This window comes from Myxococcales bacterium (genome assembly GCA_016720545.1).
Taxonomy (GTDB): domain Bacteria; phylum Myxococcota_A; class Polyangia; order Polyangiales; family Polyangiaceae; genus JAAFHV01.
Window position 1 is genome coordinate 221,581 of sequence record JADKKK010000035.1, and the last position, 17,070, is coordinate 238,650.

At 70.7% G+C, this 17,070-nt stretch carries 12 protein-coding genes; 11 read left to right on the forward strand and 1 reads right to left on the reverse strand.

Features of this window, described 5'->3' with window-relative positions; all coding sequences use genetic code 11:
* The first annotated feature begins 258 nt into the window (after window positions 1–258).
* The 11 genes from IPQ09_29535 (at window position 259) to IPQ09_29585 (ending at window position 15,502) form a co-directional block, all read left to right on the forward strand.
* Entirely contained in the window at window positions 259–1,554 is a 1,296-nt protein-coding gene (locus tag IPQ09_29535) for a TolC family protein (GenBank protein MBL0198290.1), read from the forward strand.
* A 59-nt stretch (window positions 1,555–1,613) separates the two neighbouring features.
* Complete coding sequence (locus tag IPQ09_29540) at window positions 1,614–2,711, forward strand: efflux RND transporter periplasmic adaptor subunit (protein ID MBL0198291.1); 1,098 nt, start codon at window positions 1,614–1,616, stop codon at window positions 2,709–2,711.
* 42 nt (window positions 2,712–2,753) lie between these two features.
* Entirely contained in the window at window positions 2,754–5,921 is a 3,168-nt protein-coding gene (locus tag IPQ09_29545; GenBank protein MBL0198292.1) for an efflux RND transporter permease subunit, read from the forward strand.
* Between the two features lie 116 nt (window positions 5,922–6,037).
* A complete protein-coding gene (locus tag IPQ09_29550) occupies window positions 6,038–7,021 on the forward strand; it encodes a MoxR family ATPase (protein ID MBL0198293.1) in 984 nt (327 codons plus the stop codon).
* Between the two features lie 37 nt (window positions 7,022–7,058).
* Window positions 7,059–8,003: a DUF58 domain-containing protein gene (locus IPQ09_29555; protein ID MBL0198294.1), complete on the forward strand. Its 945-nt coding sequence runs from the start codon at window positions 7,059–7,061 to the stop codon at window positions 8,001–8,003.
* The gene (locus tag IPQ09_29560) at window positions 8,000–9,406 is read left to right on the forward strand and encodes a hypothetical protein (GenBank protein MBL0198295.1); all 1,407 of its coding nucleotides are present in this window, start codon (window positions 8,000–8,002) and stop codon (window positions 9,404–9,406) included. The genes IPQ09_29555 and IPQ09_29560 overlap by 4 nt, the downstream gene beginning before the upstream one ends.
* Complete coding sequence (locus IPQ09_29565) at window positions 9,403–10,563, forward strand: VWA domain-containing protein (protein MBL0198296.1); 1,161 nt, start codon at window positions 9,403–9,405, stop codon at window positions 10,561–10,563. The genes IPQ09_29560 and IPQ09_29565 overlap by 4 nt, the downstream gene beginning before the upstream one ends.
* A gap of 13 nt (window positions 10,564–10,576) precedes the next feature.
* Window positions 10,577–11,737 (forward strand): VWA domain-containing protein, encoded by a 1,161-nt coding sequence (locus IPQ09_29570; protein ID MBL0198297.1) that lies wholly within the window; start codon window positions 10,577–10,579, stop codon window positions 11,735–11,737.
* On the forward strand, window positions 11,734–12,771 hold the full coding sequence (locus tag IPQ09_29575; protein MBL0198298.1) for a tetratricopeptide repeat protein: 1,038 nt from the start codon (window positions 11,734–11,736) through the stop codon (window positions 12,769–12,771). The genes IPQ09_29570 and IPQ09_29575 overlap by 4 nt, the downstream gene beginning before the upstream one ends.
* On the forward strand, window positions 12,768–14,675 hold the full coding sequence (locus IPQ09_29580) for a BatD family protein (protein ID MBL0198299.1): 1,908 nt from the start codon (window positions 12,768–12,770) through the stop codon (window positions 14,673–14,675). The genes IPQ09_29575 and IPQ09_29580 overlap by 4 nt, the downstream gene beginning before the upstream one ends.
* Window positions 14,672–15,502 (forward strand): hypothetical protein, encoded by an 831-nt coding sequence (locus IPQ09_29585; GenBank protein ID MBL0198300.1) that lies wholly within the window; start codon window positions 14,672–14,674, stop codon window positions 15,500–15,502. The genes IPQ09_29580 and IPQ09_29585 overlap by 4 nt, the downstream gene beginning before the upstream one ends.
* Before the next feature lie 279 nt (window positions 15,503–15,781).
* On the opposite strand, the gene IPQ09_29590 is transcribed toward IPQ09_29585, so the two are convergent.
* Complete coding sequence (locus tag IPQ09_29590; GenBank protein ID MBL0198301.1) at window positions 15,782–16,984, reverse strand: hypothetical protein; 1,203 nt, start codon at window positions 16,982–16,984, stop codon at window positions 15,782–15,784.
* Window positions 16,985–17,070: the final 86 nt, after the last annotated feature.

Here is a 17,070-nt window from a genome sequence, read left to right on the forward strand (position 1 = left end):
CGTCCGCCGAAGATGACCGCGATGGGACCGGCTAGAACGTGCACGGACGCGGTGCGCGAAGCGGCTCGCGTCCCCAAATTCGACTCCGACCGCCTTGTCCACTGCACGCCATCCCCCCGCCCTCACCCCGCCCTCACCCCCAAGATCGCTGCGCCGGGCGCGCGCGCACGACGCGCCACAATCGCTACTAAGAGTTGCGATGCTCGCCGCGGTGTGGCACCCCTCGATGAACCACATCGTCGCCATGGAACGAATCTCATGAGATCCACTTGGTTCGGGCGCATGGTCGCCACCGCAGCGCTCGCGCTGCTCGTCCCTTCGTCCGCCCTCGCTCTCCAGCCGCTCGCGACGTTCCTCGCTGGCACCAAGGAGAACAACCCCGACGCGCGAGTAGCCGACGCCACCATCCACCAGCGGGAGGCCGAGGTCGACTTGGCTCGTGCGCGCCTGCTCCCGTCGTTCGCGGCGCGCGGCGTGCTCACCCACAACCAATACGAAGCCGTCGCGCAGCTCCCCGGGGCATCGGCGCCGCTCGTCATCATCCCGCAAAACCAGCTCGACGCGTTCCTCGTCCTCGACGTGCCGATCGCAGACTTGTCGCAGTTTTCGCGGTACGACACCCAGAAGATCCAGCTCGCGCTCTCGAGGGCGACGCAGGGGCTCACCCACCGCCAGCTCTCCGAGCGCGTGGTCCGCTCGTACTACCTCGTCATCGCCACCTCGGCCCTGCGCCAGGCCACCGACAAGAGCCTCGCGCTGTCCGAGCAGAACCTCGGGCTGGTGAAGGATCGGGTCGCGGCCGGCGTCGCGCCCCCCCTCGATCTCGAGCGGGCGACGGCAAACCTCGAGCGCGCGAGACAAGACGTCGCCGACGCGGAGCTCGCCAGGGTGCTCGCGACGCGAAGCCTGGCGACCATCACCCGCGTCACGCCGGAGCCGCCCACCGCGTTCCCGGAGGACGATCTCCACGAGGAGACGGCGCTCGCGATTTGGCTCGGCCAAGGCAAAGAGAGCCTCCCCGAGTACAAGATCGCCGAGAACGAGGCGAAGCTCGCGGACGCCACCCGCCGCACCGCCAACCTCGCCTATCTCCCATCGCTCTCCGCGCAGGCTCAAGAGCGCTTCACCAACGCGACCGGCTTCACCGGGCGAGTCAGCTCGTACACCCTCTCCGCGACGCTCTCGTTCCGCTTCGACCTCGGGCTCCTCGCCCAGCAAGACGTGGCCAAGGCACAAGCCGCCGCCACGGCCGCGCGCGCCGACGGCACCAAGCGCAACGTCGAGGACGCGATCGTCGAGGCCTGGCATCGCACCGGCACCGGCATCGCCAAGGCACGCGCCGCGCGCGCGCAGGTGAAAGCCGCCGACAGCGCCGCCCGCATCGCACAAGACCGGTACTCGAGCGGAGCCTCTACTCAGCTCGACGTCACCCAAGCCCAGCGCGACGCGTTCGCCGCCAACGTCGCGCGCATTCAAGCCGAGCTCGACGTCACCCAGGCTCGCGCCATTCTTCGCATCGCCGCGGGGAAGTCATCCGAGCTCATGCAGAAGTGACTCTGCGCCATCTTCATTCCGTGTCGCCCAAAGCCCTCGCGAGCGAGCCCTCGATGCCTATGTCTCCCATCTCCCGCAACCAAACCCGTTCAGCCCTGCGCGGCTTTGCGCTCGCCGTTCTCGTCGGAGGCGCTGCAAGCCTCGTGGGTTGCAAGAAGCCGGCAGACGCCCAGTCGGAGGACGCCGCGCCTTCGGTTCACGTCGAGTCGGCCGAGGTCACCACCGTGGACGCGCCGATCCACCTGCGCCTCACCGGCACCCTCAAGGGCGCACGCGAGACAGACCTCGCCGCCAACGCCGCCGGCCGGGTCACGAGGACGGTCGTCGAGCGCGGTCAACTCGTGAAAGCGGGCGATCTCATCGCCCAGCTCGACACGAGCGCCGCCGCGCTCTCCCTCGCCGAGGCGAGGGTCGCCGTCGCGACCGCGAAGACGCAGGAAGAGATAAGCAAAGCCGACTGCGCCCGCTACGAGGCGCTCAAGGGCAAAGGCACCATGAGCGACCTCGAGTACGACCAGGCGACCGCCAAGTGCAAGACGGCGCCGCTCAGCCTCGAGGCCGCCAAGGCGCGCCAAAACATGGCCGCGAAGAACGTCGGCGACGGCACCATCCGCGCCCCCTTCGCGGGCATCATCTCCGAGCGCTTCGTCGACGTCGGCGAGTACGTGCAGCCCGCCTCGAAGGTCGTCTCCATCTCCCAAGTAGGCGAGCTCCGCCTCGAGCTCACCGTCCCCGAGGCCGATCTCGCCCACCTCAAAGAGGGCTCCAAGGTCACCTTCTCCGTCGCCGCGTACCCGAACGACTCGTTCAAGGGCGTGGTGAAATTCATCTCCGGCGCCGTCCGCGCGACCACCCGCGACCTCGTCGCCGAGGCGATCGTGGAGAACGAGTCGAAGAAGCTCCTCCCCGGCATGTTCGCCGACGTCTCCCTCTCCACGGGGAGCCAGAAGCTCGCCTCGGTGCCCCTCGCCGCGGTGTTCGAACGGCAAGAGAAGAAGCGCGTCTTCGTCGTCGTGAACAATCGGCTCGAGGAGCGAGTGCTCCAGTACGGCCCCGAGGTCGACGGTCGGCTCACCGTTCACGTGGGCGTGAAAGCCGGCGAGAAGGTGGTCGTCGGGAAGCTCCAAGGCTTGCAGAACGGCGCCCGCGTCGAATGAACGCGACGAGCGCCTTGGCCCGCAGAATCTGAGGTTCGAACCATGCAGTGGCTTGCACAAATTTGCGTGCGCCGTCCGGTATTCGCCTCGGTGCTCATCCTCACCATCATGGTGTTGGGCATCGTCGGTTACCGTGGTCTCGGCGTCGACCAGTTCCCCAACGTCGAAATCCCGATCGTCGTCGTCACAACCCGCCTCGACGGAGCCTCTCCGGAGGAGGTCGAGCTCGACGTCACCGACAAGATCGAGGGCGCCGTCAACACGATCTCGGGCATCGACGAGCTCACGAGCACGTCGAGCGAGGGCGTGTCCCAGGTGGTCATCGCGTTCAAGCTTGAGAAGAACGTCGAGAGCGCGATCAACGAGGTCCGCGACAAGATAAACCTCGTGACCCAGGAGCTGCCGAAGGGGCTCGACCCCCCCGTCGTCACCAAAATCGATCCCGGCGCCTCACCGGTCCTCCTCGTGGGCCTCCGCGCGAAGAGGCCAGGGACGACCCTCCGCGATCTCAGCGAGACCGCTGACAAAAAGGTGCGCCGTCAGATCGAGACGATCAACGGCGTCGGCAAGGTGGCGGTCATCGGCGGGCGCGATCGCCAGATCAACATCCTGATGAACCCGACCGCCCTCCGCGCGGAGAAGGTCACCCCCATCGACGTGCTGCGCGCGCTCCAGTCGCAGAACATGATGACCCCCGGCGGCGCCCTCGAGACGGGTCCCCAGAGCATCACCCTCAAGATCGAGGGCCGCGTCGCCACCGTGGACGGCGTGTCCCGCCTCGTCATCCGCGCACAAGAAGGCCGCGTCCTCCGCATCGGCGACGTCGCGAAGGTGGTCGACAGCCAGAGCGACGTCGATTCCCTCGCGCGCTACGACGGCCAAGACGTCGTCGTCATGTCGATCGTGAAGCAGTCGGGGACGAACACGATCGAGGTGGTCGACTCGATCTTGAAGCGGCTCGACACCGTGCGCTCCACGCTCCCCGGCGACATGGAGCTCGTCGTCATCCGCGACAACTCGCAGACCATCCGCACCAGCGTGCACTCGGTCACCGAGCACCTCGTGCTCGGCGGTCTCCTCGCCGCCCTCGTCGTGCTCCTCTTCCTCGGCAACGTACGAAGCACCCTCATCGCCGCCATCGCGATCCCGGTGTCCATCGTCGGCACGTTCGGTCTCATGTACGTCCAGGGGTACACGCTGAACAACATCACCCTGCTCGCCCTGGCCCTCGCCGTCGGTATCGTCATCGACGACGCGATCGTCGTGCTCGAGAACATCATCCGGTTCATCGACGAAAAGAAAATCAAGCCGTTCCCCGCGTCGATCTTGGCGACCAAGGAGATTGGTCTCGCCGTCATGGCGACCACCCTCTCCCTCATGGCGGTGTTCATCCCCGTCGCGTTCATCGGCGGCATCCCGGGGCGCTTCCTCAAGAGCTTTGGTTACACGATGGCCTTCGCGGTCGGTGTGTCGCTCGTCGTGAGCTTCTCGCTCACCCCGATGATGTCGGCGCGCCTGCTCCGCCCCCACACCGAGAACTGGCTCACGCGCGCCGTGAACGCGTTCTATAAACCGATCGAGCGCACCTACATGGCGATGCTTGGGTTCTCCCTCAAGCGTCGCTGGGTCATCATGGTCGCGTGCGCGGCGAGCCTCGGCTCGTGCGTCCCGATCGCCAAGTCGCTCCCCTCGGGCTTCTTGCCCCTCGACGACAAAGCGAAGTTCCAGGTCACGCTCCGGGCCCCGGAGGGCACAAGCTCCGAGGCTACGCTCCTCATCGCCGAGCGCGCCGCGGCCGAGCTGCGCCACCTCCCCGGCGTGTCCCACATCCTCATCACGGTGGCCGAAGACGACCAGAAAACGCGCAATTATTCGCAGATTTACGTCGACCTCATCGACCCCAAGGCGCGCGAAGAGTCGCAGTTCGAGCTCATGGATCGCGCGCGCAAAGAGGTCATCGCCAAGCTCCCCCCCGGGCTGCGCGTGAACGTGGCCGAGGTGCCCGACTTCAGCGTCGGCAGCAACACGCAGAACAACCAGATCGTGCTCTCGGGCGCCGACTTCGGTCTCCTCGAGCAGTACGCGAAGGCCATCACCGACGGCCTCAAAGAGTCCAAGCTCGCCGTCGACGTCGACACCACGAACCTCCCCGGTCGTCCCGAGGTGAAGGTCTCGATCGATCGCGACCGCGCCGCCGACCTCGGGGTGAGCGTGTCCGACGTCGCCACGACCCTGCAAATGCTCGTCGCCGGCGTGAAGGGCTCCACGTTCCCCGAAGGCGGCGAGGAGTACGACATTCGCCTCCGCGCCGAGCAGCGCTTCCGGCTCGACGCGACGGCGATGAACCTGATGAACGTGCCCTCGACGAAGTACGGAAACGTGCCCCTCGCCTCGGTCGTGAAGTGGAAAGATGGCACCGCGCCGTCGCGCATCAACCGCTACGGACGCGAGCGCCAAATCACCCTCCTCGCCAACGCGGCGCCCGGAAAGGGCGACGACGCGGTCGTCAAGTACATCCAAACCAAGTTCGCGGAGCAGAAGCCACCGCCGAACTACCGGCTGCAGCTCACTGGCCGCGCAAAGTCGCAGGCGGAGACCGGCGCTGGCTTCGCCCTCGCCCTCGGGATGGCGTTCGTCTTCATGTACCTCATCCTCGCGGCGCAGTTCGAGTCGTGGCTCTACCCGGGCATCATCTTGGCTTCGCTGCCGCTCACCGTGCCGTTCGCGTTCATCTCACTGAAGATCTTCAACCAGAGCCTCAACATGTTCTCGATGCTCGGGCTCCTCGTGCTCTTCGGCGTCGTGAAGAAAAACAGCATTCTCCAGGTGGACCACACGAATCACCTCCGGTCGCTCGGGCTCGATCGCCACACCGCGATCATGGACGCGAACCGCGACCGTCTAAGGCCCATCCTCATGACCACGATCGCGTTCGTGGCCGGCATGGCGCCGCTCATCTTCTCGAAGGGCATCGGCTCTGGTTTCAATCGCGCCACGGCGAGCATCGTCATCGGCGGCCAGACGCTCTCGCTCCTCCTCACGCTGCTCGCCGTCCCGGTCATCTACAGCCTGGTCGACGATCTCCGTGAGTGGGGCGCGAAGGTCTTCGCGAGCCGGACGCCCGTCGATCTCGGCGAGAAGGACCTCGACAAGCTCCTCCACACCGCCCCCGTGCACGGCACCACGGGCGAGCCCACCCCCGCGGAATAGCCGGCAGATCAGCGACGAGGCGCGGCGCGCCTCGGAAGAGCCGCGGCTCGTGGCGCGCACGCGAGCCGGCGCTCGCGGGGCGCGCGGCCGTGTGGTATTGGGGCAGAGCAAGAACGATGGACGTCCGCGTACTGAACGAGCTGGTTGCGAGAGAGAGCGCCTTCGTCGAGAGGCTCACCGCCGAGGTCGGGAAGATCATCGTCGGGCAGACCTACATGGTGGAGCGCATCCTCATCGGGCTGCTCACCGGCGGCCACGTGCTGCTCGAGGGCGTGCCTGGCCTCGCCAAGACCCTCACGGTGCGCACGCTCTGCGACGTCATCTCCGCGAAGTTCGCGCGCATCCAGTTCACGCCCGACCTGCTCCCGGCCGACGTCATCGGCACGGTGATCTACAACCAGCAGAAGGGCGACTTCACGAGCAAGCTCGGGCCCGTCTTCGCGAACCTCGTGCTGGCCGACGAGATCAACCGCGCGCCCGCGAAGGTGCAGAGCGCGCTGCTCGAGGCCATGCAGGAGCGGCAGGTCACCATCGGCGACACCAGCTACCCGCTGCCCAAGCCGTTCATCGTGATGGCGACGCAGAACCCGATCGAGCAGGAGGGCACCTACCCGCTGCCCGAGGCCCAGATCGACCGCTTCATGCTCATGGTCAAGGTGGGCTACCCCTCGCGCGAAGACGAGCGCAAAATCATGGACCGCATGACCCTCACCGAGGCGCCCACAGCGAACCCGGTCGTCACGACGGAAGAGCTCCTCGAGGCGCGCAAGGTCGTGGGCCAGGTGTACGTCGACGAGAAGGTGAAAGACTACATCGTCGACGTCGTGTTCGCGACGCGCGAGCCGAAGAAGGCGGGCCTGAAGGACCTCGCGCCGCTCATCGAGTACGGCGCCTCGCCCCGCGCGTCGATCGCCCTCAACATGGCCGCGCGCGCGCACGCCTTCCTCCGCCACCGCGGCTACGTGACCCCCGAGGACGTGAAGGCCGTCGGCCCCGACGTGCTCCGCCACCGGGTCGTACTCACGTACGAGGCCGACGCCGAGGAGGTCACCGCCGAGCAGGTTGTGCGGCGCGTGTTCGAAGCGGTCGAGGTGCCCTGAGGAGGTCTCGCGCCGCGAGGCCGAGCCACGAGACGCCATGATCCCGAAGGAACTGCTCGCCGCGCTCCGGACCATCGAGATCCACACGGCTCGCCTCGCCAACGAGCAGCTGTCGGGCACCTACGCGTCGAGCTTCAAGGGCCAGGGTCTTGCGTTCCGCGAGGTGCGGCCGTACCAGCCAGGCGACGACGTCCGCACGATCGACTGGAACGTGTCCGCGCGCATGAACGAGGCCTTCGTGAAGGTCTTCGTCGAAGAGCGCGAGATGACCGTGATGATCGCCGTCGATCTCTCGGAGAGCGCGCGCTTCGGCACGCGCCGGGCGCAGAAGGCGCATGTGGCCTCCGAGATCGCCGCGCTGCTCGCGTTCAGCGCGATCCGCAACAACGACCGCGTGGGGTTGCTCATCGGCACGAACCGCCTCGAGCGCGTGGTCGCGCCCAAGAAGGGCGAGAAGCACGTGATGCGCGTGGTGCGCGAGATCCTCGGCTACTCCCCCACCCTGCACGCGCAGACGCGCAAGGAAGAGGCGCCGCCGCGCTCGCCCCGGGGGGCGCCTCCGCTCGGGGCCGCGACCGACCTCAAGGGCCTGCTCGAGGGCCTCGTGGGCGTCGCCCGACGCCGAAGCGTCGCGTTCGTCGTCAGCGACTTTCTCGCCGAGGGGTACGAGCGCGCGCTCTCGCTCGCCGCCGCGAAGCACGACGTCGTGCCGGTGGTGCTCCACGACGCGCGCGACGACGAGCTGCCGGACGTGGGCCTCGCGAGCTTTCAAGACCTCGAGACCGGCGAGCTCGTGCTCGTCGACACGGGCGCGCCCGAGGTGCGTGCAAACTACAAGAAGTCGATGTTGGCCCTGCACGCGGCTCGCACCGCGCTGTTCCGCAAGCGCGGGCTCGACTCGGTCGAGATCGACACGGGCGGCTCCTTCGTGCGGCCGCTGCGCGACTTGTTCGCGCGCCGCGCGCGGAGGGCGCACCGATGAGCCCGCGCGCTCTCCACGACCGCGTCGCCCGCGTCGCCGCGCTCGTCACCGCCGCCGCGCTGCTCGGCCTGCACGGCGCGCGCGCCGCGGCGGACACGCTGGACGCCAGCGCGGAGGCCGGGGCGCAGGCGACTCCTCTGGCTTCCGCGAGCGCCGCGCCGGCGGACGCGCAGGCCCCGGCCTCCATTCATGGGTGCGTGGAGTCGATCGCGAGGGGCGCGGCCCGGCCGATCGTCACCGACGACTTCCCTCGGCGCGGGACGTCGGGGTGGGCGGCGGCTCTCACTGTGACCATTCGCCACGGCCGCGGCGAGCACGTGCTCCCGAACGGCCTCGAGCTGCAGCGCTCCAGCGAGGCAGAGAAGGAGCTCCGCGCCGCCGGCTTCGCGCTCCCCGAGCAGGACGGAGGCACGGCCGCCGCGCGCGTCACCGTGCTTCCCGAGGACCCGAACCGCAAGGAGATCGTGGTCACGGTGCTCGAGGTGCCGCTCGTGCTGCTGCCCGAGAAGCCGGGACGGAGCACGCTGGTGCTCCCGCCGCTCCCTGTCGCCGTCGCGCGCGCCAACGGGGAGCTCTCCACCGTGTGCACCCGCAGCCACGCGATCCTCGTCGACGATCCGATCGCCAACGCCGACACGGCGGATCCCGATCCGCGACCGAACCCGCCGCCGCGGCCCCAGCGCGAAGAGTGGCGCGAGGCGAAGCTCGCCGCCGCCGCCGCCGCGGGAGGCCTCGCCCTCGGGCTCGCCTTTGCGCTCCTCTACCGCAGCTGGAAGCGACGGCCGCGACCGGTCCCCCCGCCGCCGCCGCCGCGCCCCGCGTGGGAGCTCGCGCTCGAGCGGCTGCACGACGCCCGCCACGCCGGCCTGCTCGACGCGGGGCGACCCGCGGAGTTCTGCGACCGCGTGAGCGACGCGCTCCGCGAGTACCTCGGCGCCAGCCTCGGCTTCGACGGGCTCGAGCAGACCACCGACGAGATCGCGGGCCACCTCGGTCGAGGGAGCCTCGCCGAGAACGAGCGGGCGCGGGTGCTCGGGATCCTCCGCGAGTGCGATCTCGTGAAGTTCGCGAAGTTCGCGCCGGAGCGCGCGGCGTGTGAAGCGATGCTCGACTCGGCGGAGCGGCACGTGCACGTCACCATGCCGAGAAAGCGCGGCGAGGGCGGCCCACGTCGGCGCGCCGTGAAAGACGCGCCCGTCGGTGACGACGCGGCCGAGCCGTCGAGCGACGCGACCGACCCCGCCGACGAGGCGTCGTCGGCCGACGCAGGCGACGCGCCCGACGCGAGCACCGCAGAGGCGACGACGACCCGAGCGGAATCGCCGGAGGCGGCCGCCGCGGACGCGACCGCCGCGGACGGGGCCACTCCCCGCGAGCCGAGCGACGACGAGGAGGCCTCATGAGCCGCGCGCCTCGCCTCGTCGGGATCGCCGCGTCGGTGCTCGCCGCCACGGCGGTGGGCCTCATCTACCCGCTCGCGTCGCGAGGCTGGGCGTGGCGTTCGGTCGTGTGGGAGCACCCGCTCGTGGGGCTCGCTGCGCTCGTCGTGCCCCTGGTGGTCTACTTCACCACAGTGGGGGCCGATCGACGCGTGCCGACGCTCACGCTGCCCACGGTCGCGCCCCTCGTGCTGGGGCCCAGGGGCGCGCGCGCGCGCTTCCGTGACCTCCCCGGGGTGCTGCGAGGCGCGGCGCTGCTGCTCGGCATCCTCGCCCTCATGCGCCCCGAGAACGTGCTCCGCGGCGAGAACGCGCAGGAGTCGGGCATCGACATCGTGCTCGTGCTCGACCTCTCGGGCTCCATGAGGGCGCTCATGGACCAGGGCGAGGGCGCGAGCCCGCCCAACACGCCGGACACGCCGACCGATCGCGGCCCGTCGAAGCGGCTCACCCGCCTCGAGACGGCGAAGGACGTCATCCTCGAGTTCGTCTCGCGACGAAAGACCGATCGCATCGGCGTGGTGGTCTTTGGGCGGAGCGCGTTCATCTTGTCGCCGCCCACGCTCGACAAGTCGCTGCTCTCCGGCCTGGTCTCGAAGATGGAGCTCGAGCTCATCGACGGCAACGGCACGGCGATCGGCGACGCCGTCGGCACCGCCGTCGCGCGGCTGCGGAGGAGCACCGCGCGCTCCAAGGCCATCATCCTGCTCACCGACGGCGACTCGAACGCCGGCACCGTCGCGCCCGAGTACGCCGCCCACCTCGCGCAGACCCAGGGCGTGAAGGTCTACACGGTGCAGATCGGCGACGGCGACGAGGTCGACGTGCAAGACGGCGTCGACCTCTTCGGCCAGCCGCACTTCATCCGCACGCACTTCCCGGTGAACCCGGAGCTGCTCCGCAAGATCGCGCACGACACCGGCGGCGAGTCGTACGTGGCGACCGACAAGAAGAGCCTGTCGGTGAGCATGCACACCATCCTCGACACCCTCGAGAAGACCCGCTTCGAGTCGCAGTCGGCCACGATGGAAGACCTCTTCCCGCTGCTCCTCTTGCCGGCCGTGATGCTCCTCGTGCTCGAGGCCCTCGCCCGCGCGTGGCTCGTGCGGAGGTTCCCGTGAGAGGAGGGCCAACGTGAAATTCGCTTATGATTTCCTCGCCTTTCCCGGGGTGCTGTACGCGCTCGTCGGCGCCCTCGTGGTGGGCGGCTTCGCGAGCCTGCTCGTCGTCGCGGCGCTGCGCCGCCGCAGAGACACGGCGCGCTTCGGCGAGGCCAAGCTCGTCGAGCGGTTGCGCTCGTTCGACGCCGACACGCGGCGCTCAGTGAAGGGGCTCCTGCTCGTGCTCGCCCTCGCCGCGGCGTTCTTCGCGCTCGCCCGGCCGCAGTTCGGCCGCGGGGTCAAGCACGTGCCCGCGACCAACCTCGACGTCGTGATCGTGCTCGACTACTCGAAGAGCATGTACGCCCGCGACGTCGTGCCGAGCCGCATCTCGCGCGCCAAGGCGGAGGTCGCGCGGCTCATCCGAGAGCTCCGGGGCGCGCGGTTCGGCGCGATCGCGTTCGCGGGCGAGCCCATGAGCTTCCCCATGACGAGCGACGGGGCCGCGATCGCGCAGTTCTTCCGTGGCCTCGAGCCCAACGACATGCCCGTGGGCGGCACGGCCACGAGCCGCGCCCTCGAGCGCGCTCGCGAGCTATTGGAGCGCGATCCCAAGTCGAAGGAGCACGTGCGCATCATCGTGCTCGTGACCGACGGCGAGGACACGGAGGGCGATCCCACCAAGGTCGCGAACGAGTTGGCCGCGGAGGGCACCCGCGTCGACGTGGTGCAGATCGGCACGCGCGCGCCCGAGCCCATCCCTAACGTCGGCGCCGACGGGCGCGTCCTCGGAATACGGCAAGACGAGAACGGCAAGCCGCTCATGACCCAGCTCTCGACCGAGGCCGAGGCCGAGCTCGCGAAGATCGCCGAGATCACCCACGGCAAGCTCGTGACCGGAACCAAGGGCGAGACCGGCATCGACGACGTGACGCGCGACCTGAAGCGCCTCATGACCCAGGAGCTCTCCGAGCGCGTCGAGACCGTGTTCGCCGAGGAGTACGCGTGGCCGCTCGGCCTCGCGCTGGTGCTCCTCGTGGCCGAGGGCCTGCTCCCAGACGCCCCCAAGACCCCGCCGCGCGTGCCGCTCCCCGTGGCGGCCCTCGCGAAGCGTCCGCGAGGGCGCCGGCGGAGGGCGCTCGCGCGCGCAGACGCGGACGGCGCGGCGGGCACGTCCCGCGGAGGTGCCGCGTGAGCGAGCCAACCACGCCATTCCGGTGGGGCTTTCTCGTCGCGGCGGTCGCGTGCGGCGCGCTCGCTGCGTGCGGCTGGGATCCGCAGCGGCCGTTCGAGCGCGAGTCGCCGGTCGTGAACCGCGCGCTCGCCGAGCTCGACGCGGGCGAGGCTGGCGTCGCCACCGCCGCCGAGCTCTTGCAGGGGTACCTCTCGACGGGGGCGTGCTCGGAGAGCGCGATCGGCACGCCAAAATCGCTCCACGAAAAGCCGAACGGCGCGCTCGACCTCGGCATCGCGCTGTTCCGCATCGGAGAGTCTTTCGGCGCCCGCTTCGGTGACGAGGAGGCGAAGACGGGCCGCCCCGCCGCCCCGACGATGCCCGGAGCGCCCTCCGCGGACGGCCTCCGCGCGAGCCACATCGAGTGCGCGCTGCGGATCGTGCGCGCGGTCGCCGAGGACCCCGCGCAGCCCGTCGAGCTGCGCGCGCGGGCGCGGTACCTCGAGGGCAACCTCCTCTTTTTGGATGCAAAGTACAAGGAAGCGGTCGCGGCGTACGACAAGGCGTTGGTGCTCGCCCCGGGCATGCCCGAGGGGGGCGTCGACGCGCAAGGCGGCCCGCGCCTCGGCGATCCCCTGGGGCTCGACGCGGCCTGGAACCGGGCCGTGGCCCTCCAGCGGATCGAGGACAAGAAGGACGCCGGCCAAGACGGCGGTCAAGACGGTGGGCAAGACGGCGGGGGTGACTCGGGCGGCCAAGACGGCGGGGGTGACTCCGGCAACCAGGACAGCGGCGGGCAGGACTCCGGCAAGGACGGCTCGAACGGCGACCGGGACTCGGGCAAGGACTCGGGCAAAGACTCCGGCGGCGAGGACGCGGCCCCTCCTCCCCAGAAGAACGAGGACGCCGCCGCGCCGCCGCCGCCACCGCCGTCCGAGCGGAGCCAAGACGAGCGCCTCCTCGATCAGCTCGAGAACGCCCCGACCGTTCAGCGAGAGGCGGCGCGCAGGCAGAAGCGGGGCGGCGTGAAGGTGAGAGGCTCCGAGGACAAGTGATCCGCGTCGGCGCCCGCTGGCTGCGCGCCCTCTTGGCGCTCGCGACGTTGCTCGCCGCCCTCGTGGGCGGCGCGCGCCCCGCGTGGGCCGACGAGCTCCACGTCGCGCTCGACGCGCACGTCGTCGAGGTGGGGCAGACCGTCACGATGCGTCTCGAGGGTGCAGGCACGTCGGGCGAGGTCACGGCCGTCGAGCCGGGCCCCACGCCCGGATTCCGGGTCGCCGGACGCAGCGTGATGCCCACCCGCATGGTGTCGATCGTCAACGGAGTGCGCAACGAGCGAAGCGGCGTGTCGGCGAGCTTCACCCTCCTGGCCGAGCGAGTGGGTGTGTACTCGCTCGGGCCCGCGACGGCGACGTTCGGCGGCCGGGTCCGCCGCTCCGAGCGCGTCGAGGTGAAGGTCGTCCCACGCGGACAAGGCCCGCGGCGCTCGCAGCAAAACCAAGACCCCTTCGCGCAGTTCTTCGGGCCCGGCGGCGGGCTGCTCGAGCCGCTCACGCCGCGTGAACCGGAGCCGACGCTCGATCCCAAGCTCGCGCTCCCGAGGTCGCGCGGCCCCGTCGCCTTCCTCCACGCCACCGTCGACAAGACCCGCGCCTTCGTGGGCGAGCAGGTCACGTTCGCGGTCTACCTCTACATCGAAGCGACGGGGCGAGAGCCGCAGATCGGCGACGTCCACGAGGCGCCCGCGGCGGCGTTCCAGAAGCGCACGCTCCTCGAGAGCGAGAACGACGCCAAGCACGTGGGGCTCGCGCGCGTGGGTGAGCAAATCTACGAGGTGAAGCTGGTCCGGCGCGCGGCGCTCTTTCCTCTGAAGCCTGGCGTGCTGCCGGTGGGCACCATGAGCCTCCGCGTGTTCCGCAACGAGGGCCTCCGGGGTCGCCCGGAGTCGATCCGTGAGAGCGAGCCGCTCGACATCACGGTCGTGGAGCCGCCCTCCGCCGGCCGGCCACCGGGCACCGCGGCCGGCGACGTCGGCGAGTTCACCCTCCGCGCAGAGGTGGCGCCGCGCGAGGTGCCCCGCGGCGGCGCGGTCGCCGTGACGCTGACGCTCGTCGGGCGGGGAAATTTCCCCAACAAGCTCGCGCTCCCCACCATCAAGGGCGGCGAGTGGCTCGACCCCGAGGTGAGCGAGATGCTCGGAGCGGACGCCGAGCAGCGCTTCGGGGGCAGCCGAACCTTCAAGTACATCCTGCGGCTCCGCGAGGCCGGCGTGGTGCCGCTCGGCGAGGTCACGTTTCCCCACTACTGGCCCGAGCAGCGACGCTACGCGACGGCCCGCGTGGCGCTCGGGGACATCACGGTCACGCCCGACGGGAAGGTCGCGCCGGTCGACGACGCGAAAGAGAACTTGCTGCCGAACCTCCCGGGGCCCCGGGGCTCGCTCGAGGGCGTCGCGCGCTCCGCCACCCCGCCGCTCGGCGATCGCGCCGAGGCGTGGTGGCTCGTGCTCGCCGCGCCGCTCGCGTTCGGCGCGGCGATCGGGGGGCAACGACTCACCTCGCGCGTGCGCGCCGCGCGGCAGGGGCGGGCCACCTCGCCGGCCGCCGAGCTCGACCGACGAGTGGCCGAAGCGCAGCGCGCGCTCGCCTCGCGAGACTGGGACGCGGCGCTGCGAGCTGCCCTGAGCGTGCTCGAGCAGGGCGCGGCCGTGAAGCTGGGTGTGCCGCTCCGGGGGCGCTCGGCTTCCGAGAAGCGGGCCGACATGACCGACGCGGATCTGCCCGAGGCGACCATCGACGCGTGGCTGGACGCGTTCGCGTCCGCCGAGGCCCGAAGGTACTCGCCCACACCGGCGACCGAGGAAGAGGCGCGCGAGGAGGTCGCGTGCGCGCTCGATCTCGTCCGCCGGGGGCGCGAGGCCGCGGCGCGGCCCGGCCCGGCCGCAGAGGAGACCGCATGAGCCGCTCGCCCCGACGCCTCACCTGGGCCTTGGCAGCGGCCGCCGTTTGGCTCAGCGCCTCGGCCCGAGCCGACGAGCCTGCCGACGGGCTCAAGCGTGCGGAGGCCGCGCTCGCTGCCGACAAGGCCTCCGAGGCGATCGCGGAGCTCGAGTCGCTGGCCGACCTCGGCCACGTCGACGCCGCGCTCTCGTTCGACCGCGGGCTCGCGTACGCCCAGCGTGTGCGAGGCGGCGCGGGGACCGACGGCGATCTGGGCCGCGCGATCCACGGCTTCGTCGAAGCGCGCGAGCTCACCACGAGCGACCGTACGCGGGCTGACGCCACGCTCGCCGTGAGCTCGCTGCGCAGCGAGGTCGCCAAGCGCCGCTCGCGCGCCGGCGAGGATGCCGACGTCGAAGAGGGCCTTTCGCTTGGTAGGAACGTCGCGCACCTCCTCCCCGAGTCGGGCTGGTACTTCGCCGCGCTCGGCTTTTCCCTGGCGTTCACGTTCGCGCTCTTCGTCCGCCGGCGGGCGATCGCGCGCGGCGTCGAGGGCCGACAGCTCGGCGTGGTGCTGGGCCTCGCGGCGCTGCCCGCCTGTCTCCTCGCGACAGGCCTCGGCCTGGCCGCGCGGGCCGAGCGTCGCGAGCTCCGAGAGGGCATCGTCGTCGCGTCGGGCGTGAGGCCCTTCGACGCGCGACGCATCGTGCGCACCGGCGCGCCGACGCTCCCGGAGGGAGGCCGCGTGCGACTCTTCGAGTCGGAGGGCGGCTTCGTGCGCTTTCGCCGCGGCGACGTGGAGGGATATCTCCCCTCCTCTGCGGTGGCGCCGCTCGCGCGCCGCTGAGACGGCGCCGGATGGCCGGGCAGCCTCAGCGTGAGTCGAGGCGTGTGCCCAAAGTCACGCGCAGCTCGGTGCCGCGCCACCGCACAGCGCGGAGGAGCGGAGCGCACCCCCACCCAGCGACCATGAGCAACTCCTTCAACGGACCGCGACGAGCGCCTGCGCGCGGCACGCGCGACGGCGCGCACCGCGAGCTACCGTCGCCAGTGTGTGGCGCGGTTCACGGACGCGAAGCCCGCGGGCCGGCGCGCGGTGCAGCGCGCGGCCGGCGGGACGAACACCTCACTTGGCAACGCGGAGGAACTTGGTGCCGCTCTTGAAATAGGCGTGCGTCGCCGTCAAGTAGAGCTGCGGATCGACGGGCTCCGAAGCGATCTTGACTGGCGTGCACGTCCGGGCCGTCGCGATCTCCGCGAGCGCGCAGCGCGAGAGGCCCCCGGAGCCGCCGAGGTAAAGGTGCGTCCCGTCGAGGTTGAATACGGGGCCAATGGGCCCCAGGTCGATCCACGCGGCGCAGTCCGTCGCGGTCGGGCACGCCCGGATCTCCGACCCCTGCCGCACGACGGCCATGGGGTAGACGACGCTCGCCCCCCGAGGGCTCGTGCCGACCACGTTGGTCGTGCCGGTGAGCGCGGGGAGAGTCGCGCCCGTGACCGTGGGCGTCGGGCCGCCCGAGATCGTCGAACCGAAGTTCTCGTGCTCGAGCGCTATCTGCGCGGTCCGCGGCACGCGGGACGAAGCCGAGCTCACGCGGCGCGTCTGGGTCTGCACCGTGCCGCCGAGCGGGGGGCGGAGGCGATAGAAGGCCAGCTCGTGGCTGAGGAGCCCGACCAGGCCCGTCGGCTCGATGCTCCCCGTCCAAACCACCGGGTGGTTGGTGAGCCCGGTGCCGTCGGGGTTGGTGGAGTGCAGCGTGTGCTGGTTGGGCGCGCTCACGCGGAAGAAGAAGAAGCTCGAGTCGCTCGCGGCGAGCTGGTTGTACGCCGCAGTGAGCGTCACAATAGAGCGATCGTTGGCGCACGCGGGGAGCTCGCACGATCGGAGGGCGGTGGTGCCCGTGCGGTAGAGGAGGTGCGTGGCGTTGAGGTCGATCTCGGTGAGACCCGGGATATCGGCCACGACCTCCGCGGGGGGAGGTCCGGACGCGCTGTCTGCGCCATCTGCGCCGGCGTCGCCCGGGTCGACGTCGGCGCCCGCGTCGCTGGGGTCGACGTCGGCGCCCGCGTCGCTGGGGTCGACGTCGGCGCCCGCGTCGCTGGGGTCGACGTCGGCGCCCGCGTCGCTGGGGCTTCCGTCGGCCGAGGTGGCGTCCGGACGCGAGCTGTCCAGCGCCGACGCGTCGGGCAGCGGGGGCGGCGGCGGTGTGGTGGCGGTGGGCGCCACGGGTCCAGCGTCGGCGTCCGTGCCGGTCGACGCTGGCGAACACGCGGCGGCGATCGCCAACGGGAGAGGCGCGAGCACCCACAGTCGAGTCCGAAACCCCATGCGGACGAGACTACGCGACGCCGGACGCGACGCAACCCCGAGGAAGTCTCCTTCTGGCGGCCGTTGGAGCCGTGGCGCGCTCGCGC

Coding starts and splice junctions, on each gene's coding strand:
- IPQ09_29560 (MBL0198295.1), top strand. CDS start 8,000: ATGAGCCCGCGCGCTCTCCACGACCGCGTCGCCCGCGTCGCCGCGCTC.
- IPQ09_29590 (MBL0198301.1), bottom strand. CDS start 16,984: ATGGGGTTTCGGACTCGACTGTGGGTGCTCGCGCCTCTCCCGTTGGCG.
- IPQ09_29550 (MBL0198293.1), top strand. CDS start 6,038: ATGGACGTCCGCGTACTGAACGAGCTGGTTGCGAGAGAGAGCGCCTTC.
- IPQ09_29535 (MBL0198290.1), top strand. CDS start 259: ATGAGATCCACTTGGTTCGGGCGCATGGTCGCCACCGCAGCGCTCGCG.
- IPQ09_29585 (MBL0198300.1), top strand. CDS start 14,672: ATGAGCCGCTCGCCCCGACGCCTCACCTGGGCCTTGGCAGCGGCCGCC.
- IPQ09_29565 (MBL0198296.1), top strand. CDS start 9,403: ATGAGCCGCGCGCCTCGCCTCGTCGGGATCGCCGCGTCGGTGCTCGCC.
- IPQ09_29545 (MBL0198292.1), top strand. CDS start 2,754: ATGCAGTGGCTTGCACAAATTTGCGTGCGCCGTCCGGTATTCGCCTCG.
- IPQ09_29540 (MBL0198291.1), top strand. CDS start 1,614: ATGTCTCCCATCTCCCGCAACCAAACCCGTTCAGCCCTGCGCGGCTTT.
- IPQ09_29555 (MBL0198294.1), top strand. CDS start 7,059: ATGATCCCGAAGGAACTGCTCGCCGCGCTCCGGACCATCGAGATCCAC.